General features: G+C 34.0%; 22 protein-coding genes, 2 rRNA genes and 1 pseudogene. 19 read left to right on the top strand and 6 right to left on the bottom strand.

The window, feature by feature from the left end:
- Both BP92_RS0110805 and rrf read left to right on the top strand, forming a co-directional pair.
- A 23S ribosomal RNA gene (locus BP92_RS0110805) occupies nucleotides 1-230 on the top strand; the annotation flags it as partial.
- Between the two features lie 166 nt (nucleotides 231-396).
- Nucleotides 397-506: ribosomal RNA gene (gene rrf, locus BP92_RS0110800) — 5S ribosomal RNA — on the top strand.
- 240 nt (nucleotides 507-746) lie between these two features.
- On the opposite strand, the gene BP92_RS0110795 is transcribed toward rrf, so the two are convergent.
- The 4 genes from BP92_RS0110795 to BP92_RS0110780 form a co-directional block, all read right to left on the bottom strand.
- Nucleotides 747-1157, bottom strand: coding sequence for a hypothetical protein (locus tag BP92_RS0110795; protein ID WP_026726083.1), 411 nt, complete (start codon nucleotides 1155-1157; stop codon nucleotides 747-749).
- A 253-nt stretch (nucleotides 1158-1410) separates the two neighbouring features.
- Nucleotides 1411-2820, bottom strand: coding sequence for an MBL fold metallo-hydrolase (locus BP92_RS0110790; RefSeq protein ID WP_026726082.1), 1410 nt, complete (start codon nucleotides 2818-2820; stop codon nucleotides 1411-1413).
- 61 nt (nucleotides 2821-2881) lie between these two features.
- Nucleotides 2882-3658, bottom strand: a complete 777-nt coding sequence (locus BP92_RS0110785) for a sulfite exporter TauE/SafE family protein (protein ID WP_026726081.1) — start codon at nucleotides 3656-3658, stop codon at nucleotides 2882-2884.
- Nucleotides 3658-4290: a Crp/Fnr family transcriptional regulator gene (locus tag BP92_RS0110780; RefSeq protein WP_026726080.1), complete on the bottom strand. Its 633-nt coding sequence runs from the start codon at nucleotides 4288-4290 to the stop codon at nucleotides 3658-3660. Before BP92_RS0110780 ends, BP92_RS0110785 begins: the two co-directional genes overlap by 1 nt.
- Nucleotides 4291-4374: 84 nt before the next feature.
- On the opposite strand from BP92_RS0110780, the gene BP92_RS0110775 reads away from it, so the two are divergent.
- The 3 genes from BP92_RS0110775 to BP92_RS0110765 are packed head-to-tail and all read left to right on the top strand — an operon-like array spanning nucleotide 4375 to nucleotide 6799.
- Nucleotides 4375-4920, top strand: coding sequence for a hypothetical protein (locus tag BP92_RS0110775; protein ID WP_026726079.1), 546 nt, complete (start codon nucleotides 4375-4377; stop codon nucleotides 4918-4920).
- A 45-nt stretch (nucleotides 4921-4965) separates the two neighbouring features.
- Nucleotides 4966-6573: a class I SAM-dependent methyltransferase gene (locus BP92_RS0110770; protein WP_026726078.1), complete on the top strand. Its 1608-nt coding sequence runs from the start codon at nucleotides 4966-4968 to the stop codon at nucleotides 6571-6573.
- Nucleotides 6574-6580: 7 nt separating this feature from the next.
- Complete coding sequence (locus BP92_RS0110765) at nucleotides 6581-6799, top strand: hypothetical protein (RefSeq protein ID WP_026726077.1); 219 nt, start codon at nucleotides 6581-6583, stop codon at nucleotides 6797-6799.
- Here BP92_RS0110765 and BP92_RS0110760 read toward each other — a convergent pair whose 3' ends face one another.
- Nucleotides 6800-7357, bottom strand: coding sequence for a 2'-5' RNA ligase family protein (locus BP92_RS0110760; protein ID WP_026726076.1), 558 nt, complete (start codon nucleotides 7355-7357; stop codon nucleotides 6800-6802).
- A 496-nt stretch (nucleotides 7358-7853) separates the two neighbouring features.
- Between BP92_RS0110760 and nirK the strand changes: the two genes are divergently transcribed.
- From nirK to BP92_RS0110735, 5 genes and pseudogenes are all read left to right on the top strand, one after another.
- Nucleotides 7854-9323, top strand: a complete 1470-nt coding sequence (gene nirK, locus BP92_RS16155) for a copper-containing nitrite reductase (RefSeq protein ID WP_035693312.1) — start codon at nucleotides 7854-7856, stop codon at nucleotides 9321-9323.
- Nucleotides 9324-9449: 126 nt separating this feature from the next.
- Nucleotides 9450-9776 (top strand): annotated as a pseudogene (locus BP92_RS0110750) (c-type cytochrome); the annotation flags it as partial.
- 25 nt (nucleotides 9777-9801) lie between these two features.
- The gene (locus BP92_RS0110745; protein ID WP_026726074.1) at nucleotides 9802-10587 is read left to right on the top strand and encodes a formylglycine-generating enzyme family protein; all 786 of its coding nucleotides are present in this window, start codon (nucleotides 9802-9804) and stop codon (nucleotides 10585-10587) included.
- Between the two features lie 23 nt (nucleotides 10588-10610).
- The gene (locus BP92_RS0110740; protein WP_026726073.1) at nucleotides 10611-11204 is read left to right on the top strand and encodes an SCO family protein; all 594 of its coding nucleotides are present in this window, start codon (nucleotides 10611-10613) and stop codon (nucleotides 11202-11204) included.
- 28 nt (nucleotides 11205-11232) lie between these two features.
- Nucleotides 11233-12510, top strand: coding sequence for an alginate export family protein (locus tag BP92_RS0110735; RefSeq protein ID WP_026726072.1), 1278 nt, complete (start codon nucleotides 11233-11235; stop codon nucleotides 12508-12510).
- A gap of 121 nt (nucleotides 12511-12631) precedes the next feature.
- On the opposite strand, the gene ric is transcribed toward BP92_RS0110735, so the two are convergent.
- Nucleotides 12632-13354 carry an iron-sulfur cluster repair di-iron protein gene (ric, locus tag BP92_RS0110730; protein ID WP_026726071.1) on the bottom strand — a complete coding sequence of 241 codons (723 nt, stop codon included), beginning with the start codon at nucleotides 13352-13354 and terminating at the stop codon, nucleotides 12632-12634.
- A gap of 153 nt (nucleotides 13355-13507) precedes the next feature.
- On the opposite strand from ric, the gene BP92_RS0110725 reads away from it, so the two are divergent.
- From BP92_RS0110725 to BP92_RS0110685, 9 genes are all read left to right on the top strand, one after another.
- Nucleotides 13508-13939, top strand: a complete 432-nt coding sequence (locus BP92_RS0110725; RefSeq protein WP_026726070.1) for a c-type cytochrome — start codon at nucleotides 13508-13510, stop codon at nucleotides 13937-13939.
- A 17-nt stretch (nucleotides 13940-13956) separates the two neighbouring features.
- Nucleotides 13957-15291: a cbb3-type cytochrome c oxidase subunit I gene (locus tag BP92_RS0110720; protein ID WP_026726069.1), complete on the top strand. Its 1335-nt coding sequence runs from the start codon at nucleotides 13957-13959 to the stop codon at nucleotides 15289-15291.
- 109 nt (nucleotides 15292-15400) lie between these two features.
- The gene (locus tag BP92_RS0110715; protein ID WP_026726068.1) at nucleotides 15401-16186 is read left to right on the top strand and encodes a CbbQ/NirQ/NorQ/GpvN family protein; all 786 of its coding nucleotides are present in this window, start codon (nucleotides 15401-15403) and stop codon (nucleotides 16184-16186) included.
- An 11-nt stretch (nucleotides 16187-16197) separates the two neighbouring features.
- The gene (locus tag BP92_RS0110710; protein WP_026726067.1) at nucleotides 16198-17964 is read left to right on the top strand and encodes a nitric oxide reductase activation protein NorD; all 1767 of its coding nucleotides are present in this window, start codon (nucleotides 16198-16200) and stop codon (nucleotides 17962-17964) included.
- 1 nt (nucleotide 17965) lies between these two features.
- The gene (locus tag BP92_RS0110705) at nucleotides 17966-18937 is read left to right on the top strand and encodes a DUF438 domain-containing protein (RefSeq protein WP_035693326.1); all 972 of its coding nucleotides are present in this window, start codon (nucleotides 17966-17968) and stop codon (nucleotides 18935-18937) included.
- Nucleotides 18938-18948: 11 nt separating this feature from the next.
- Entirely contained in the window at nucleotides 18949-19611 is a 663-nt protein-coding gene (locus BP92_RS16150; protein ID WP_051604450.1) for a carbonic anhydrase, read from the top strand.
- On the top strand, nucleotides 19608-20177 hold the full coding sequence (locus BP92_RS0110695; protein ID WP_026726065.1) for a cytochrome c oxidase subunit 3: 570 nt from the start codon (nucleotides 19608-19610) through the stop codon (nucleotides 20175-20177). The genes BP92_RS16150 and BP92_RS0110695 overlap by 4 nt, the downstream gene beginning before the upstream one ends.
- A gap of 10 nt (nucleotides 20178-20187) precedes the next feature.
- Entirely contained in the window at nucleotides 20188-20427 is a 240-nt protein-coding gene (locus tag BP92_RS0110690) for a cytochrome C oxidase subunit IV family protein (protein WP_051604449.1), read from the top strand.
- A 121-nt stretch (nucleotides 20428-20548) separates the two neighbouring features.
- Nucleotides 20549-22339 carry a hypothetical protein gene (locus tag BP92_RS0110685; RefSeq protein WP_026726063.1) on the top strand — a complete coding sequence of 597 codons (1791 nt, stop codon included), beginning with the start codon at nucleotides 20549-20551 and terminating at the stop codon, nucleotides 22337-22339.
- Nucleotides 22340-22381: the final 42 nt, after the last annotated feature.

Below are 22381 nucleotides of genomic sequence, written 5' to 3'. Positions count from 1 at the left end.
TACGAGAGGACCGAATTGGACTGACCGCTGGTGTATCTGTTGTTCCGCCAGGAGCACTGCAGAGTAGCTACGTCGGGAAGGGATAAGCGCTGAAAGCATATAAGCGCGAAACCCACCACAAGATGAGATTTCTTTTAAGGGTCGTGGAAGATGACCACGTTGATAGGCTATAGATGTAAAGGCAGTAATGTCATAGTCGAGTAGTACTAATAACCCGTAAGCTTATGTACAAGCCTCCCCGCCTTGGCGGGGAGCGAAACTTTCTTACCTTCGAGTAACCTCAGGTAACTTTTTAAACGATTTATCTCAGTATGTTAAGATATTGTTCAATTGATAATTAACAATTAATAATTGATAATTAACCGTTGAAAAATTGCTCAAAGCAATTTAACCTCTTAAGGTGGTTATTGCGTCGGGGCTCACCTCTTCCCTTTCCGAACAGAGAAGTTAAGCCCGACTGCGCAGATGGTACTGCAGTTATGTGGGAGAGTATGTCGCCGCCTTTCTTTTGAAAAGCCCTATCAGTAATGATAGGGCTTTTTTGTTACCAATATAGCGTCCCGATGGGACTTATAAATAAGAAATCCTAACTTGTAACGGTTAGGATTTATTGTTTTTACTATTAAAAAAAAAAAGGCATTTCTGAATCATACATCAATGCCGTTTAATTTTTTGCGAACTAGTTAACTAATCCTATTTTAATTTAGGATTTTTGAATGGTTGTTGTAATTAGTTAGAAATGTACTCTATTCAAAATACTCATCAACATATTTTTGATAAGCTTTAACTGGTATTTTTTGCCATCCATTTAAGGGTGCTTTTTCAATTGTATCTGGTACAGGGCATTTTTCTAACAATATACTTCTGTCAGTATTTTCTGTATTACACAAGACAAAATATTTTTCTCCTTCAATTGAGCTATTATCTGTAAAACACCAATCTTGATAAGTTTTTCCTTGATAATCAAACTTGTATTCAACCCCATCATTTCCTGTACCATAAGTATTTTTAATTGCGACACCAATAACTACTACGTGATTTTCTTTAAGATTTTTTCTTCTACTTATTGAGAAGAAAGTCACAACTAAACCCAAAAGTATTATAAATAATAGTCGTAAGTTGTTGTGAAAATTTTCTTTGCTTTTAATTTTTGTCATTTTGTTTCATTACTATTTTCAAATAGTTTTAATTTTGATTGTATTTTAAATAAATTGCAATTTATAAATATTTTTTCATTATAATTCAACTGAAAACCAATTCCGCGTTAGGGATAGTAGCATTTGTTTGAGCTCTTACTTAAAATGCCCAAGCTTTTTAAGTAAAGCGAGTGCAGATAGCCCGACCCTTGGGGAACGCCCATAAAAAAATCCGACTCATCTAAAGTCGGATTTCGTATTTTATCTTATTTTTTTATTTCAACGTACTTGGGCAAACATAAGCTGTTAATAGAACATCTGTCGTTCTAATGCCGGACATTCCTTTTTCAACGTTAATCATGTTGTGATAACCTCTAGCTTTTAAGATTGACGACATGATTACCGAACGATAACCGCCTGCGCAATGAATGAAGAATTTTTCGTCTTTTGGTACTTCGGCTAATTGTTCGTTAACGTAATCTAATGGGATGTTTTTCGCATTTACTACATGTTCAGCAGTATATTCTCCTGGTTTTCTTGAGTCTATTACTGGAGCGGTTTCGTATTGTGCTGCAAAAACTTCTGGTGAAATCGATTCAATGCTATCGGTTTCGTAGCCTGCTGCTTTCCATGCTTCGATTCCTCCTAATAAGAAACCTAATGTATTATCAAATCCTACACGAGATAATCTAGTGATGGTTTCTACTTCTTTTCCTTCTGGTGTAATTAATAAAATAGGTTGTTTGGTATCTCTAATTAATGCGCCTACCCATGGAGCAAATTGTCCATGTAATCCAATGAAAATTGAGCCTGGTACATGTTCTTTTACGAAATCATTCTCATTTCGAACATCTAAAATTAAAGCATCTGTTTGATTGGCAACCGCTTCAAATTCTTTTGGATGTAAAGGTGTTTCTGCTTTTGACATCACCGCATCTAAACTTTCATATCCTTGAATATTCATCAATACATTTTGTGGAAAATAAGCCGGCGGAGGCGTTAATCCATCTAATAATTCTTTGATGAATTCTTCTTTTGTCATATCGGCTCTTAAAGCGTAGTTGACTTTCTTTTGATTGCCTAAAGTATCAGTGGTTTCTTTGCTCATATTCTTTCCACAAGCACTTCCTGCACCGTGATTTGGATATACAATTAAATCATCACTCAAAGGCATAATTTTATTGCGTAACGAATCAAATAAATGTCCTGCTAATATTTCTTGTGTTAAATCTTCTACCAATTCTTGTGCTAAATCAGGACGACCAACATCACCAATAAATAAAGTATCTCCCGTGATAATTCCGTGTTGTTTTCCAGTTTCGTCAGTAACTAAATAGCAAGTACTTTCTAAAGTGTGTCCAGGTGTGTGAATTGCTTTAATGGTTACACCACCCACTTTAAACTCTTGTCCGTCTGTAGCAACAATGCAATCAAAATTTGGTTTTGCTGTTGGACCATAAACGATTGAAGCACCAGTTTTCTTAGCCAAATCTAAGTGTCCAGAAACGAAATCTGCATGAAAATGCGTTTCGAAAATGTATTTGATTTTAGCGTTGTCTTTATTGGCTTTTTCGATATAAGGTTGTACTTCTCTCAATGGGTCAACAATGGCTGCTTCTCCATTGCTTTCAATGTAATACGCTGCGTGAGCAATACATCCAGTATATATTTGTTCGATTTTCATATTCTATATTTTTTACAAATTTACGTTCTATATTTTATTTCTTCTGTACCCAAAGTTACATTTACATTTCTTTTAACAAGATAATGGCAGCCATTACCAATACAAAGTAAGCAAAAATCTTCTTTAATTGGCTTTCATTCGTGTATTTTGTAAGGTACATTCCAGTAAATATTCCAACAACCGAAATAGCCGAAAAGATTAACAAAAACATCCAATCGATTTCCAAATTCTGCACATCACCGATAAATCCTATCAATGAGTTCATAGCGATAATGAATAGAGAAGTTCCAACGGCTTTTCGCATCGGTAATTTAGCAAACAAAATTAATGATGGAATAATTAAAAATCCGCCACCGGCTCCAACTAATCCAATTATGATTCCAATAGTAAAAGTTTGAATTCCGATAAGAATAAGATTCCTTTTTTCTTCATTATTGGTATTTTGAGTTTTCTTTTTCAATACCGAAAGTGCTCCAAAAATCATAATTACTGCAAAAAACAACATTAAAAAGGTATTTTTTGTGATTAGAATTGGTGATTCAATAATGATTTCAGGAATTCTGGTTACGATAAATTTCCTAGTTAAATAAACTGCAATGAATGATGGAATCGCAAAAATGAATCCGTTTTTGATGTCAACTAAGTTTTTTCTGTAGTTTTGAATCGCGCCAAAAGTAGACGTTGTTCCAACAATAAATAGCGAATAAGCAGTTGCTGTAACAGGATTAATGTTCATCAAATATACTAAAATCGGAACGGTTAAAATAGAGCCACCACCGCCTGTTAGTCCTAAAATTAATCCAATAAACAATGCACCAATGTAGCCTAAAATCTCCATTAGAATTGAAGAATTTCGATTTTATTTCGGTGTAATTTGATTTTTCCTTGCAATTCTAACGCTTTCAACAAACGTGAAATTACAACTCTCGATGTATGCATTTCGTAAGCAATTTCTTGATGCGTATTTTTGATTTCGGTATCGCCAATAACTTTCGCTTTATCCGTTAAATATTTGTACAAACGTTCGTCTAAATTCATGAAAGCCAAGGTGTCAATCGCTTCTAACATTTCGTTTAAACGGACATTGTAGCTATCAAATACGAAGTTTCTCCATGTTTTGTATTTGGTTAACCATTCTTCCATTTTTTCTACTGGAATCATTAACATTGCGCCATCAGTTTCGGCAATGGCACGAATACGACTTTTCGATTGTCCCATGCAACAGGTTAATGTCATGGCACACGTATCGCCACGTTCAAGGAAATACAATAACAATTCATCGCCATTTTCATCTTCTCTTAATATTTTAATCGCGCCAGTTAATAAAAGCGGCATCGTTTTAATATAATCCCCAATTTCAATTAGGTAATCATCGGCCTTAAATTCTTTGTAAATGGCAACTTTTGCAATTTCGTCCAATAAAGCTTCCTCAAATATATAACTGTAGGCTTGATCTAAAATAGCTCTCATTTGTAATCCTTTTTTTGTAAAGATACGACGATTCTTTAAAAATCAAATGTTACTTTTGTTACAAAGAAATCGAATTGACATTTTATGACCTTAAAAAAATACAATAAAACCAATTTCCATAAGCACACTTTTTGTGAGTTTACCGAAGTTGATTCCGCTTCGATACCGAATATCGATTGGCATTACAAAAGTAAATCGGGTAGTGGTTATTGTTTTACGGAGGAAGGTGTTTATCGTATTTCGAATCATTGGGGAAGAGCTGCGAATTGCAGATGGCGTTTGATTTCCGAAATTAAAAATCTAAATCAGAAAGAACGAATTGGTTATGCCAAATGGACAGATTTCTATCCGAATAACGAAACTGAAAGCTTTTTCTATGTAGAAGTTAATTTCGAAACTAAAGAAGCAACTTTCCAACACAAAAATAATCCGAATTACGACGGAAAAGCCTTTTTACGGAACGCTTCCGAAACCGCAAAAGTCATCCGACAAATAAAAGAAATTTTGGAATCAGATACTTGGGCGAAATATTTGGATTTTGATGATTTGGAACAACTTCGAAACGAAATCATTTTAAAACTTATCCAAACTTCCACTTCTTTTGCCGAGATAAAAAGAAGTTTATTGTAAAGTGAATCAGAATTTTCATAAATTTGAGAATAAACCACTCGATTTATGATGAAACGAAACCAATTACGCGAAGCCATTTTTAGACATTTAGATGGATTAGTTGTTGTTCCTGTCGCTTATTCTTTGTTCAAAAAAGGAATTTTAGCACATCTTTTAAAGGAGAAATCCACAACTTTATCACAAATTACAAATGAATTTCATGCTAATGAAGGCTATTTGAATGTAGCATTACGCGTTTTGGCATCGCAAGGTTTTCTAAAATACGAAGTCGATAATGTTTCGGGAAATGTTACAATTACTTCTTTACCTATTAGTGAATTTGCGTTTTCACTTGTTCCCATGTATGAAGATACATTTCATTTGTTAACTCAATCTTCGGTTTTTACAGCTAATAAAATGGATGTGGATTCCATTGCATTATTGGAGCCTATTTTAAAGAAATTCACCGAAAATTATCATATTCATTTTGAAGAAGATGTGAATTTGCGAGCTATTCAAGAGCAAATGTTGACACATATTGAAGGTTATTTGGTTGGCCCAATTGTAGTCAACTTAGGAATGACGGGCATGTTTCACAAGTATTTTATGGAAAGTTCGTTTCGAGCGGATGAATTTCATAAACATCCAGAAGCGTTTGCTAAAATTCTGGATTTCTTTGTGCATTTGGGTTGGTTTTCCAAGAAAAACGACAATTATCAATTTACAGAAGACGGCTTTTTCTTTGCCAAACGAGCTTCTGCTTATGGTGTGACGGTTTCATATCTTCCGATGTTTAAACATATTGACAGTTTGTTGTTTGGAAATGCAAGTGAATTGCGAAATATCGCTAAAAACGAAGATGAAATTCACGTCAATCGCGAAATGAATGTCTGGGGAAGCGGTGGTGCGCACGCGACGTATTTCAAAGTAATTGACGATATTATCATCGAACTTTTTAATAAACCCATCGCCGAACAACCAAAAGGAATTTTAGATATGGGTTGCGGAAATGGCGCTTTTTTACAACATATTTTTGAAGTCATCGAACGACAAACCTTGCGCGGGAAAATGTTAGATGATTATCCACTATTTTTAGTTGGTGCTGATTATAATCAAGCGGCGTTGAAAGTTACGAGAGCGAATTTGATTAAAGCCGATATTTGGGCAAAAGTTATTTGGGGCGACATTGGAAATCCGGATTTATTGAATAGTGATTTGCAAGAGAATTACAACATCGATTTGAAAGATTTGTTGAATGTACGTACGTTCTTAGATCATAATCGCATTTGGGAAGACCCGAAAAATAAAACAAAAGATAGAGTGAGTACTTCCACCGGAGCTTTTGCGCATCGAGGCGTTCACATTTCCAACAATGATGTCGAAGATAATTTATTAGAACATTTTATGAAATGGAGTCCGTATGTTCGTAAATTTGGCCTTTTAATTATTGAATTGCATACGGTAGCGCCAGAATTAACTGCTCAAAATCTAGGAAAAACAGCTGCAACGGCTTACGATGCTACACACGGTTTTTCAGATCAGTTTATCGTAGAAATCGAAGTGTTGCAAAAAATAGCGGCAGAAGCTGGATTACATTCGGATGCTGATTACTTTAAAAAATATCCCGAAACCGATTATGCAACAGTAAGTATTAATTTGTTGCGAGGAAAATAAAATTAAAATGGAAGATAGATTTTCAGAAATAAAAAAAAACATTCAATTGATTATTGATAACATGGCGATAAAGAATTTTTCGGAAGCCAGTATTAAATTAATTGAAGTGAGTGATGATTTAGACGATATGATGGACGCTACTGATGACGAAATGGTGTTGCGAGAAATCAGTAAATACCAAGTGTTGTTGAATCATTTGCAGATTAAAATGAGTACGAAAGAATAATTAAAACAAGGTTAATTGTTCTTTTTCAGGTTCCATTTCACTCAGAAAAGGGATTGTTTCAAGCACATCATATTGTTTTCTTTCGGGATTGAAAATTCGGATGGTGATGCCTTCGCAAATGAAATTCAAATCTACAGTTTCAAATAAATTATAGGCTATTTTGAGTTGGGATTCAGTAAGTTGTCTTCCAATTGAAATATGTGGTTCCGTACTTTTATGACTCACTGGAAATTGAATTTGTTTCGGAATTTCCTTCATGATTTCAGCCATTTTGGTTTTGCTTTCGGCTTTGGGAGCAATAAAAAAAGCACCATTTGTATAATTGTCAAACTCATTAAACGTAACTTCAAAAGGATTTTGATAACGACAGTAATTGGCGATTCTCGATTTTATATTTTCATATGTTTCATCTTCATATTCAAATTCACAAATAGTAACGTGAGCTAAAGAATTCTTACTCGGATACCATCCAATTTTAGCACTCAATTGTTCTTTGAGTTCTTTGACCGCTTCAATAACGGTTTCAGAAGGATGAAAAACTACCGAATATTTTGCCATATCATTTTATTTATGGAATATGAATCTTTTTTAAATGAATTACAAATTTACCTCTTTTTAATTTATTCCTTAGTTTTTAGTGTATAATATGATTATGTTGTAAAGTTTTTTTGTTAAGATAAAAATTATAAACTCTCTGAAAATAAAATTTAATGAGAAGGAATTGTCTTCAGATTCAAAACGATATCTATTATCTTTATTTTTAATAAATTATTTAGACATTGTTTTTCTTAGGATTTGTAAATATCAAGCCAATAGTTTGACACTTTATAGAAATTGAAAGTTAAAGTATAGGCTCTCAATTTTTATATTTTGATTGATTTAGTCAAATATTATCTTCAATACTTTGTTTCTATTTAATAGTGATTTCTAAACTTTTTTTCGAAACATGATTTTTATCATATTAAAGGATGTTTTTGTCCTTTAATTTTGACCTATAAAATGATAGTAACGAAACTATTATTGAAACCAATATTTAAAACTAATTTTTTCTACCATGAGTAATTTTATTAAAAAAGTTCTTGTACTATGTGTGGCTTGTGCAGCAAGTATCGCATGTAAACAGAACGGTGACTCAACAACCAACTATGCTGATATCTCTGTTGGTGATGAAATGATTGCAGAATTGACAGCGCCTCCATTCGTACCAAAACCTGTTGGAGATCGTCCTGCTAAAAAATTAATTGTAAACATGGAAATTAAAGAAATCGAAGGGGAAATGGCCGACGGTGTTAAGTATGTTTACTGGACTTTTGGAGGTAGTGTTCCAGGAAGTTTTATTAGAACTAGAGTAGGTGATGAAGTACAATTTACTTTGAAAAATCACCCAGACAACAAATTGCCTCACAACATCGATTTACACGCCGTTACGGGGCCAGGTGGTGGAGCTGCTTCTTCATTAGTAGCACCAGGACATGAAAAAACTTTTAATTTCAAATGTATCAATCCAGGATTATATGTGTACCACTGTGCTACAGCTCCTGTAGGGATGCACATTGCAAACGGAATGTACGGATTAATTTTGGTAGAACCAGAAGGTGGTTTACCTCCAGTAGATAAAGAATACTACGTAATGCAAGGTGATTTTTATACCAAAGGAAAAAATGGAGAACCTGGAATGCAACCTTTCGATATGACAAAAGCTGTTGATGAACATCCTGATTATGTAGTTTTTAATGGGAAAGTTGGGGCTTTAACAGGAGACAAAGCCTTAACAGCTAAAGTAGGAGAAACCGTTAGAATTTATATGGGTAACGGTGGACCAAATTTAGTTTCTTCGTTCCACGTTATTGGAGAGATTTTCGACAGAGTTCATATTGAAGGTGGCGATGCTATCAATAAAAATGTTCAAACAACATTAATTCCGGCTGGTGGTTCTGCAATTGTAGAATTCAAAGTGGATGTTCCAGGAACTTTCATTTTGGTAGATCACTCAATATTCAGAGCGTTCAATAAAGGAGCATTAGGAATGTTAAAAGTAGAAGGTGCTGAAAACGCTAAAATTTACTCAGGAACAACACAAGAAGGAATTTATCATCCAGAAGGTGGAACGATTCAAAACATGCCAAAATCAGGTAATGGAAAAGATGTCGTGGTAAATAAAACATTAGCTCAACAAATTACAGATGGTAAAAATATTTATGGAAGAACATGTTTTGCTTGTCACCAATCAGAAGGTCAAGGTATTCCGGGTGCTTTCCCTCCATTAGCAAAATCTGATTTCTTAAACGCAGATCCAAACAGAGCAGTTAATGCAGTTCTTCACGGATTAAGTGGTGAAATTACTGTAAATGGTAAAAAATTCAATTCAGTAATGACTAGTCAAAACCTTACCGATCAAGAAATTTCAGATGTTTTAACATATGTGTACAACAGTTGGGGTAACAACAAAACTAAAGTAACTCCTGAAATGGTTAAAACACAAAGAGCGAAACCAGCTCCAAAATCAAAAGATATGCACGAATAATAATCAAATAAATAGAATAAATACAAAATGAAAAAAATAGTATTGAGTGCCATCGCACTTATCGTAACCGGAACTTTAATCAGTTTTAAATTACCAACAACTAAAACATCTGAAGTAGTGGCATTTCAGGATGTAAATAAAGGTAAAGCAATTTTTAATAAAACATGTATCGCATGCCATCAGGCAAACGGACAAGGAATTCCAAATGCGTTTCCTCCTTTAGCAAAATCTGATTACCTAAATAAAGATGTTAACAGAGCCATTAAAGTGGTATTAAACGGATTGAGCGGACCTATTACTGTAAATGGAAAAAAATTCAATAGTGCGATGACTAGTCAAGGACTAAGCGACCAACAAGTAGCGGATGTACTGACTTATGTTTATAGTAGTTGGGGAAATAACAATACAAAAGTTACTCCTGCTATGGTAAAAGCACAAAGAGGTAAAAAATAAGTATAAACAATAAACAAACTGAAGAATGGAAGCTCAATTTATTAAACGATTTCACTACTGCCTAATTTTATTATCTTGGGTTTCCATTTCTTTTTCTCAGGTACCCAAAGATATGGTAACCATTGGAGCAGGGAGTTACGTTCCGTTATATGGAACAACAGATAAGAAACCAGTGTTCATTAAATCCTTTTTGTTAGATGTATATCCGGTTACGAATCAACAATATTTAGAATTTTTGAAAAAAAATCCGAATTACAGAAAATCAAAAATCAAACGCCTTTTTGCCAATACAACTTATTTATCAGAATGGAGTGGCGACTTAAGTTTCGGACAATTAAATGCCAATGCGCCAGTGACTAATATTTCATGGTTTGCTGCAAAAGAATACTGCGAATGTCAAGGTAAAAGATTAGCCACTTTAGATGAATGGGAATATGTAGCCATGGCAGATGAAAAACGAAAAGACGCTCGTTCAAGAGAAGAATTCAATAAATATATCTTGAGTTGGTACGAAAAAAACAAAACCTACAACAATTCTGTAGGGAAAACATTCAAGAATTACTGGGGCGTTTACGATATGCACGGATTAGTTTGGGAATGGACTTTCGATTTCAATAGTATCTTTTTATCAGGAGAATCCAGAAAAGATAAAGATACCGATAAAGATTTGTTCTGCGGAAGCGGTTCTGTCAACGCCACTGATTTAATGAATTATGCCGCTTTTATGCGTTACGCTTTCAGAGGCAGTATAAAAGCAAACTATACTACAAAAAATTTAGGTTTCCGATGTGCCAAAAACATCGCTAATTGAGTTTTCAATTAAAAAAATGAGTCATGAAAAAGATAATTTTATTCGTAATTGCTTCCCTTTTATTAATCGGGTGCAATGCAAAAGAAGAAAAACAAGATATAAAAGATAAACCTATAACCGATTTATCAATTTACAACTTACCTGAAAAATGGACCAATCAAGACGGAAAAGATATTGAATTGAAAGAATTAAGAGGAAAAGTTCTTGTTATGGTGATGATTTACACTTCATGTAAAGCGGCTTGTCCAAGATTAGTTGCTGATATGCGAAATATTGAAGCCAAAATTCCAGAAGAATACAAAGACAAAGTACAATTAGTTTTAGTAAGTATTGACCCAACAGTTGACACTCCAAAACGTTTGAAAGAATTCTCTATTGAAAATAAAATGACAGGAAATCAATGGGTTTTCTTGCGTTCTAATGAAGAAAATACTAGAGAATTCGCGGCAGTTTTAGCCGTAAATTATAAAAAAATATCTCCGATAGATTTCTCACATTCCAATATCATCAGTGTATTTAATGCGGAGGGGGAATTAGCATTCCAACAAGAAGGGTTAGGAGTTAGTTACGATAAAACGGTTTCAAAAATCAAAGAAGAAGCAGCTAAAGTAGAGTAGTGGCTTCCCCCAAAAAAAACAATACAACATGAAACTTCAAAATAAAATGCTAGTTGCAGTTGCTTTTGCAATTTCAACCGTAGGTTCTTTTGCTCAAGAGTTAGAAGTCAACCTACAACTACGACCACGATTTGAATACCGAAATGGTTTTAAAGAATTAATGAAAGACGATTTCTATCCCACTTCGTTTGTTTCCCAACGCTCAAGAATGAATTTCTTCTACAAGCAAGAAAAATTCAAAGCCAATGTTTCGTTTCAAAACGTTAGAGTTTGGGGTGATGTGGCAACCACTTCTCCATCGGATAAAAACGGAGTAGCGTTATTCGAATCTTGGATTTCGTATGATTTCAATACGAATTGGACAGCAAAATTCGGGCGACAAGTACTTTCTTACGATAATCAAAGAATTATGGGCGGAATCGATTGGTTGCAACAAGGTCAAAGTCACGATGCCGTTTTGGTTACCAATAAGAAAAATGGCTACCAATTGGATTTTGGTGCAGCGTTAAATAATAACAACGAAGCCTTATACGAATCCGCTTATGTAACGAACTATAAAAACATGCAGTTTATTTGGTTCAATCAGAAATTTTCAAAAGTAAGTTTGAGCTTTTTAGCATTGAATAATGGCTACCAATATGAAAATTTAACTGAAAATAAATTCCAAGTTGCCTATTTGCAAACTATTGGAACATATGGAAAATGGGATGTTTCAAAATTTTATGGAGATTTCGGTTTGTATGCTCAAACAGGTGAAGCTGCTGTAGCTAATGATAAAGTTGCTGTTGGTGCGTATTATGCGGGATTTAATTTGGGATATAAATTCACCAATCCTTTCAAAGCCGAATTAGGTTTCGAATATTTATCTGGAAAAGATCAAAATGATACCGATACTAAAGTAAAATCGTTCACCCCTTTATTTGGAACCAATCACGGATTCAATGGTTTAATGGATTATTTCTATGTTGGGAATCATAAAAACTCAGTAGGATTGCAAGATGTTTACACTAAATTCATTTACGACAAGAATAAATGGCAAGTAATGTTAGCTCCACATCTTTTTTATAGCGCTGCTTCGGTTTACAACATGGCTACTTTAGAAGAACAAGATAGTTATTTAGGTACAGAAATCGATTTAACAGCTACTTATAAAATGGATAAAAACCTTGTAATTTCTGGAGGTGTTTCAAAAATGTTTGCCAGCGATACTATGGAAATTTTAAAAGGAGGAAACAATTCAAATGGTAACAATTGGGCATGGGTAATGGTTTCATTTAATCCGCAATTGTTTACTCATAAAAAATAGATTAATTATAAATGGGTTATATTTAATTAAAAAAGGACTGCTAAAATACATTAGCAGTCCTTTTACTTTAAAAAGAATCGTCCTGTTTACCAAAACGACTCCTTTTAAAGAACCTAATTAACTAATAAAACTTATCTTGTAAAACAATGGCACTTGGAAACAAAATATTATTTTCTAAATGAATGTGCGCATGTAAATCCGCTTCAAATTCTTGTAACATTTGATAAGTGACTTTGTACGTGTTGCAAGCATCTGCTGGTGGAGTGTAGTTGTTTGATAATTCTACAATTTTTTCAAATCGTTCGCCTTCATTTTCATGTTCTTCCATCATCATCGCAATAGGATTGGCAACAGAACCAAATCCGGGATTGTTGATGGGTGTATTATTTCGACTAGCCTCTACCATTTTTTTGATAAAAGGAAACAGAATTAACTCTTCTTTTTTCATGTGTTGCGTTAATTCATCCGCACTTCTTTTGAATAATTTTTTAATCTCAAAAAGTTCTGGATGTTGAGCGCCATGTACTTGTTCCAATTTAAGTAAAAACGATAGCAATTGTGGAATTTTTTCTTCCACATAACGATGGTGTTTTTTCTCAATATAATCAATCAATAAATCTAATTCCCAAGATTTAAAATCGATTCCTTGATTGTTGTTGTTTGCCGTAACACGTTCTAATTCGTCTAAAAGCGCATATTTATCAATGCCTTTTTTTGCACATACTTCATCGATTGTTCGGTTTCCTTTACAACAAAAATCGATACCTAGTTGACTGAAAACACCTGCAGTTCTATAATCATCTGCTACTATGTTTCCCACTGTTTTGTTTGAATCTATTACCATAATGATGTATTGTTTAAATAAAAGACAAATTTATCCTTAATTTAATTTTCATAGTATGATTTGAATCATAACGAATGTTTTTTTTTGGCAGTTATTTTGTACTTAATTAAAGGATAAAAATATCCTTTATAATTTCTAACTAATATCTAAAATATGTTATCAAAATCACAAGCACGAGCATTTTTTTTAGGAGGAACCGTAGTAACCTTTTTAGTCTTTATCGGCTTAACCATTTACTCGTTCATGCCTAAAAATGATCAAACTTATCATGATAAGATTGATGCAAAAGTTATTCGAGGAAAGGAAATCTGGGAATCGAATAATTGTATGGGTTGTCATACCATACTTGGGGAAGGAGGCTACTACGCACCTGAACTTACCAAAGTAATCGAAAGAAGAGGAGAAGGCTATGTAAAAGCCGTTTTACAATCGCCAATTCCTTGGGGACCAAAAGGCAGAAAAATGGTAAAATACGAAATGAACGATGCCGATGCCGAAGCTGTAATTGCCTATTTCAAATGGATAGGAAACATTGATTTGAATGGGTTTGAACGCGTGGTTTCACCTTTAGCTAAAGAAGAATAATCCAAAATTTAGAAGATATGAAATATAAATCACAAAAAGTAGCGTATTGGTTCTTTGGATTATGCATGTTATTATTTGCATTACAAATTATCTATGGTTTTATTATGGGCTTTGCCCGAATTGGAATGGATGGTCTTCACGATTTTATTCCGTTCAATACAGCAAGAGCTGTTCACACGAATTTATTAGTAGTTTGGTTATTAACCGGTTTTATGGGAGCCGCTTATTATATCATTCCTGAAGAAGCACAAAGAGAATTAGTCAATGTGAAATTGGCCTATGTACAGTTGATTTCTTTGGCGGTTGTTGGAGTTTTAGCAATCGTTGGCTATCACTTTAATATTTGGGAAGGAAGAAAATTCCTTGAAATTCCAAGAGAATTAGATGTTTTAGTAGTTATAAATGTCTTACTGTTCTTGGGATTAATCCTCACCACTTTATTCAAAGCAGAAAGACGAACAACAACTTCATTAGTTTTAACAATGGGATTGGTTTTTGCTGCTTTATTATACTTACCGGGTATGATTTGGTTCGATAGCCAAGTTACGGATTCATTCTTCCGTTGGTGGGTAGTGCATTTATGGGTTGAAGGTGTATGGGAACTAATAATGGGTGGTATTTTATCATACTTATTAATCAAACTTACTGGTGTTGACCGAGAAGTTATCGAGAAATGGTTATATGTAATCGTTGGTTTAACATTCCTTTCTGGTTTATTAGGAACAGGTCACCATTACTACTACATCGGAGTAAATAAAATTTGGTTAATCGTAGGTGGAATTTTCTCAGCATTAGAACCGTTAGCGTTCTTGGCAATGGCATTATTCGCAGTATATATGTACCGAAAAGGAGAAAAATCACATCCAAACAAAATTGCATTATTCTGGACAATCGGAGCTTCTATTGTATCTTTCATTGGAGCTGGATTGTTAGGATTTGCGCACACTTTACCACAAACCAACATTTACACGCACGGAACTTTAGTAACAGCAATGCACGGTCACTATGCTTTCTGGGGCGCTTACGCTATGATTGTTTTAGCAATTATTAGTTATGCAATGCCTAATATGACAGGAAGAAAATTATACGACAGCACAAGAGGTCACATGGCGTTTTGGTTGTCTAATATCGGAATGTTAGGAATGACAGTAGCTTTTGGTGTAGCAGGTGTTGCCCAAGTGTACATGGAACGTAAAATGAAAATGGATTTCATGGATGTTCAAAACGAAATCAGTATTCATTTTGTAGTATTACTGCTTTGTGCTTCTCTTTTTGCAACTGGAATTACGTTATACATTTTAGAGTTTATCAAATACGGTAAACCTACAGATGAAGCTCTTGTAAAAGAATAGTTATTAATTATTAAGGGTTAGAATTACACAATTAATAACCAGCCGAGACCAATTGCCCAGAGTTGTCGCTGCCCGCTTTTGGTTTCGGTTTTTTCAAAAATAAATTGCCATGATAGTAGCAGAAAAAACCATATTTTATAAAGCAGTAGGTTCAGAAATTGAAATTTTCAATCAAATCAACCAATTGCGATTGCCTTTATTATTGAAAGGTCCAACCGGCTCTGGAAAGTCCCGTTTTATCGAATATATGGCGAATGAAGTAAACAAAACATTAGTCACCGTAAGTTGTCACGAAGAAACTTCAGCAACCGATTTAATTGGACGTTTTATCATCAAAGGAGCCGAAACCATTTGGATTGACGGACCTTTATCCATAGCCGTAAAAAACGGATACATTTTATATTTAGATGAGGTTGCCGAAGCGCGTCCTGATGTCATCGTAGCTATTCACTCTTTAACCGATCATAGAAGAGAACTTTTTATTGATAAATTAGGAGAAACCATCAAAGCACATCCTGATTTTCTTTTGGTAGCTTCGTTTAATCCAGGATATCAAAAAGGATTCAAAGAATTAAAACCTTCTACTCGTCAACGATTTGTAGCACTTTCATTCGATTATCCCAATCCAAAAATAGAAGCCGAAATTTTAATTAATGAAACCGGAATTCAAGCCGATATCGCTCAAAAGTTAGTCACTATTGGAACAAAAATTAGAAATCTTACCGAATTAGGCCTAACCGAAACCGTTTCCACCCGTTTATTAGTGGACGCCGCGAAACTTATAAATAACGGATTACCAAAACGATTAGCCGTTCACGTTGCCGTTGTTGAACCTTTAACAGACGAGCAAGAAACCATTCAAGCTTTAAACGATTTGTGCGATTTAATGATTTAAAGATTGGAGTTATGGGCTTAGAATTAGACGAAATTATCTATAAAAAAGTACTCAAGTACTTTAAAAATAAACGACTCAATGATGCCGAAATTCTGAGCCGTCAAATCAACTTATCTGATATTAAACCACGATTGACTCTTTTTGCTAGAGCGATTTGTGGTGTGCCAATCGAAATTTTTCCAGCCGAACGCGAAGGCGGTTACAAAAACAAAAACTTCTTTCTTCCAATAAATTGTTCGCTATTCCCAACAAAAGAAGAAAATCTGAAATTCTATTTTTTCAGAACAGTGTATTTGAGTATTCAAAAACAACTGAATTTCAATTGGGATAACCAAGATAATTCACCAGAACTTTCTTTGGAAAAAGCTTTTGAAACTGCGCCATTAGTCATTGGAAAAATGTTTGAAAATTATCCATCCATGCAAGAGTTTTATTATGATGCGGTGCCAAAATTACCCGTTAATAAAAAAGACCAATCCATTGATTATTCTTGGTTGTACGGAAAATGGATGAAAAACACACCCGAAATTGAATCCGAAAATGTATTGCAAAATTTCGATGACAATACTAAAAAAATAAAAAACAATGTCGTAGCCGAAACCACGCTTCATGCGAAAGCCGTTGAAGAAATTGAATCGCTTACTATTGACAAAAAACAACAAGAAGATTATGTCTTAATGCACAGTTTCGAGAAAATTGAAACTGCAGAAGAATTCAACGGAAATTGGCGTGATTTTGATGGAAAAGACGATTTAAAAGACCATCAAGAAGCCTTGGAAGAAATGAACATGAAGTTTACGGTTCGTGTGGATGATATGGTACATTCTGTATATCAAGCCGATTTTGTTGAGAATACTTCCATTGCCGAAAGTGCTGAGGTAGATGAAAAAGGCTTTCATCTAAAATATGACGAGTGGGATTTTAAAAAACGTAATTACTTGACTAATTTCTGTAAAGTGTATCCAAAAACCCAACTCAAAACCCACGCAACTTATTATAAAAATACTATGGCGAAGTACAAAACCACTTTAAATGGTTTACGAAAAATGCTTACCAGCGTAAATAATAAAATGCAACAACAACGAAGACAATTACAAGGTGACGCTTTCGATTTAGACGCGTTAACCGATTTATATACCGACATTCATTCTGGAAAATCGCCAGACGAACGCATTTATTTATCGCAAAGAAAGAAAAACAAAGATATTGCGATTTTAGTTTTGTTAGATATTAGTCTTTCAAGCGATGGTTATGCCGCAGGAAATCGAGTGATTGATGTAGAAAAAGAAGTTTCTATTTTATTTGGCGAAATTCTGCATGAATTCGATATCGATTTTGCGATTGATGGATTTTATTCCAAAACTAGAAATTTCACGACTTATCTGACTTTGAAAGATTTCAACGAAAGTTGGAACAAAGCCAAACATAAAATCGGAGCTGTTGAGCCTAATGGTTATACTCGAATTGGTCCCGCATTACGTCACGCTGGCGCACGAATGGATCAATTGGATGCCAAAAACAAATGGATTATCGTGCTTTCCGATGGAAAACCAAACGATTACGATAAATACGAAGGACAACACGGAATTCAAGACATCAAACAAGCGTTGCGAGAACTGAACGAACGAAAAATCAATTCGTATGCTTTAGCCATCGAAGCGCAAGCCAAATATTATTTACCGCAAATGTTCGGTCAAAATCATTATCAAATATTAACCTCTCCCGAAGCTTTACTAAAATCATTGGTAAAACTTTATGAGAAAATCAAACATCAATAAAATGGCAACATCAGAAACACATACAAACGTGATTGAAGGACATCCCATTCATACTTATTTCTTAGAAACCGATTTGATTCATCAGTTATTGGAAGAATTGAATAGCATAAATCCAAAAGAAGAATTTCAGAAATTTTACAATGTTTTCAATCATTTAGCAACTGTTGAAAAACGTTTTGAACGAAAAGAAAATCAATTATTTCCGTTTTTAGAACAAAAAGGTTGGACAGGACCTTCTCGCAATATGTGGTCGTTTCACGATACGATTAGAGAAATGTTTCGCATTGTTAGAAAAAATTTGGATGACCAAGATTTCACTTCCGCTAAACACAATACCAATTTAATCTCTCAAAATTTATATCGATTACTTGAAGTAGAAGAAAACGTGTTGTTTCCAAATGCTTTAGAAATGCTATCAGAAGAGGATTGGATTAAAATGCGAAAAGGAGAAGACGAAATTGGTTGGATGTTATCAGAAGCGCCACCAAAATTCCCCAAAGAATCAGAATACATTCATCCTTCTCAAGATACAGAACGCAGAACCGATGTGGTTTTCAACGAAAATGCAGCGCATTATGATGAAGGTTTCATGACAATTGAACAAGTAAACTTACTTTTCAAAACGTTACCCATCGATTTAACTTATGTTGATGAAAACGATAAAGTAATTTTCTACAATCGAGGCGAAGAACGCGTGTTTCCAAGAAGTGCCGGAATTATTGGTAGAGAAGTTCGTTTTTGTCATCCGCCTAAAAGTGTGGATACCGTTTTGCAAATTTTAGAAGCGTTTAGAAAAGGCGAGCAAAACGAAGCTTCTTTCTGGATTAACTACAAAGAACGTCTGATTTACATTCGCTATTTTGCAGTTAGAGATACTCAAAAAAGATATAAAGGCGTAATCGAAATGTCACAAGATATTACAGATATCAAACAAATTAACGGCGAAAAACGATTGTTAGAATGGAATAATTAATAGAAAGAGTTATGAGAATTATAGGTACGATTTTATTCAGCATTTTTATCATCTTTATTTTTTCGTGTGAAACTGTCGAGCATCATCATGTTCCAAAAACGGCAAATGAAGCTTTGAGAGAATTGATGGAAGGAAACCAGCGTTATGTTAATAATGTACCGATGCATCATGATTTCATTGATGAAGCTCACTATTCTGAAAAAGACCAACATCCGCACACTTTTGTGTTGTCTTGTATCGATTCTCGTGTGCCGCCAGAAATTGTTTTTGACCAAGGAATTGGAAATTTATTTGTAGCACGAGTTGCTGGAAATATTGAAGATCCAAACATTTTAGGAAGTATGGAATATGCCGTTAAAGTAAAAGGAACAAAATTGTTGGTTGTGTTAGGACATTCCAATTGTGGTGCGGTTCAAGGTGCAATTGATAATGTGAATTTAGGACATTTAACACAATTAACCAATCAAATAAAAGTGGCATTTAGTCATCATAGAACGTATCCATTACCCGAACATTTATCAGATGAAACAGGTCGGTTGAACGTTCTTTCCACCATAGATCACATTCTCTCTTCGAGCAAAATTATTAGAGATTTGGTCCATCAGAAAAAAATAAAAATAGTAGGAACATTTTACGATTTACACACAGGTAAAGTTGAATTATTACAATCATGAACAATACAAAATCAATATATTATCCGCCAGGAGGTATTTTAATTTGGATTATTATTTATTTGGAACTCATCACTTTCGGAATGGCGATTTTAGCATTAGCTTATTACGGTTCAGAAGAACGCGAATTGTTTCACAGCAGTAGTTTAAAACTGAATAAAACAATTGGAACTATAAACACGATTTTGTTGTTAACCAGCGGATTTTTTGTAGCCAAAGGAATCTGTTTTTTTAAAGCCGCTAACATCAAAAAAGCGTTGTTTTATTTCAATTGGGCAATGCTTGGAGGTTTCGGATTCTTGGTTCTAAAATCATTTGAATATTACGAAAAATTAGAAGCCGGATTGCACATGGATTACAATTCGTTTTTTAGATTTTATTGGTTATTAACGGGTTTTCATTTTATACATGTTTTGGTGGGATTGGTAATCTTATTAGTAATTACATTTTCCATCAGAAAAAAACAAACCGAAGCATCCTTTGAAGACATCGAAGCTAGTGCCAGTTTTTGGCACATGTGCGATTTAATTTGGTTGCTTTTATTTCCTGTACTTTATTTACTTTTTTAAATGTAAGATTATGAAAGACACTATTTCTTCTACGTTTATTTTGTTGTTGGCACTGACTATAATTGCTGCTTTTTTAGCATTAAATGTAAGTGCAGAAATTATGGCAACAGCGGTCGTGACTTTAGCTTTAATTAAGTTTTGGTTAGTAGCTTTTCAGTTTATGGAATTAAAAAAAGCACATCCTTTTTGGAAATATTTGATATTAGGTTTTGGTGGTTTAATGGGAATTATTTTAGTGATTTTACTTTAAATTTTTCCAATTTTCAAAGCATGATAATAATCATATATTAATCTGAAGGATTGTATTTTATTTGTCACTATTTATTTTGTTAAGAAATAAATAGAATGCAAAAATTAACCAAGAAAACAATATGACTTTACAAAAAAACGTACACACTTTTCACATTCCTGTTATGGGATTGGCGTTCACTATTGATAGTCCAGTGCGAGTTGCGCAATACGGAATTGATTCTGTAATTTCGATTATGGATGACGATTTGATTGAAAAAATGACCGCTTTTTATGCCGAAAAATTCAAGCAACCGTATGAAGAAATCTCACAAAAAGTAGAAGATTTTAGAGCCAAAAGAATCACCAATTATTTGAATTTACTCGATACAGTTGTTACTCAAAAATTCGAAAGTTTCAAATCGGAATTGATTGAAAAAAGAACACAATTAGAAGATTTTATCGCCATTTTGCCAACAACTTCCGAATTAAAAATCAAATTAGAGCATTTAATCGATTCAGGAAAAAACAATATGATGGAATTAAAATCGATTCTTGACCATCATTTTGCAGCAGGAAGCATCGATGTGAATATCATGACGAAAATCGACAAAGATAATTTTAGTAACGACGAACAATTGCCAGTAATGTACAACGATGCGCATGCAGCTTTAAGAGGTTTTGTAAACAGTACCACAAATTCATCCGTAGTTTTTTCTGCTGGAATGAATCCAAGATTGTACAGTTACATGGAAACTTTCGATGCTTTTTATCCAAATACAAACGGACAATTTCAGAAGAAAATTATTTTGAAAGTAAGTGATTTCCGTTCGGCAATGATTCAAGGAAATTTTTTAGCTAAAAAAGGACTTTGGGTTTCCGAATATCGAATCGAATCAGGTTTAAATTGTGGAGGTCACGCTTTTGCTACTGATGGTTTTTTATTAGGCCCAATTTTAGAAGAATTCAAAAACAAGAAAGACGAGTTGATTCAATCGGCTTTTTCGCTATTGACAAATGCTTTAGCGTCAAAAAATAAAGAAGTTCCAAACGAACCACCCGTTTTAAAAATCACAGTTCAAGGCGGAGTAGGAACAGCGAAAGAACATCAGTTTTTATTAGATCATTATCAAGTGGATGCTGTGGGTTGGGGTTCACCGTTTCTTTTAGTTCCAGAAGCGACTTCGGTTGATGCTGAAACTAGAAAATTATTGGCGGATGCGAAAGAAAAAGATTTGTACTTAAGTAACATTTCGCCTTTGGGAGTTCCGTTCAATACGATTAAAGGAATGACAAATGATTTCTTTAAAAGCCAACGTATCGCTTCAGGAAAAGCAGGAAGTTCTTGCCCAAAGAAATATTTAGCTTTAAGTAAAGAATACAAAAAAGAAGGTACTTGTACCGCATCTAAAAAGCATCAAGACAAGAAATTAGAAGAATTAGAAGCAAAACGTGATAGCATTTCGTTTGAAGCTTACACGAAAGAATACAATTCAATTACAGAAAAATCATGTTTGTGTGTGGGATTAGCAAATGCAAGTCATATCGAATTAGGAATTCCAATCAAAGGTCAAGCGCAAGGTGTTGTGGTTTGTCCTGGTCCAAATATGGCTTACTTTTCTAGAGAATTTTCATTGAAAGAGATGATTCAACATATTTACGGCAAAAAAGAAATCGAAAATCATACCGATAGACCTAATATGTTTGTGAAAGAATTAGGTTTGTATGTTTCGTATTTGACTAACCAAATAAATGAAGTTTTAGAAATTACTCCCCAACAAATTAAAAAATGGGAAACATTTAAAGCGAATCTTTTAAATGGGATAGATTATTACAAATCGGTTTTTCAGGAAAAGAATTCAAAAATTCAAAACGATATTTTACAATTGGAATTACAATTGAATAAATTAGAATTCAATACGATTCCAGTTTAAAAGATAATTACTTAATAATGAGGGTTATTTAATTTTTATAAG

The organism is Flavobacterium sasangense DSM 21067 (genome assembly GCF_000686885.1).
GTDB lineage: Bacteria > Bacteroidota > Bacteroidia > Flavobacteriales > Flavobacteriaceae > Flavobacterium > Flavobacterium sasangense.
This window is presented reverse-complemented; position numbering and strand designations above follow the sequence as displayed.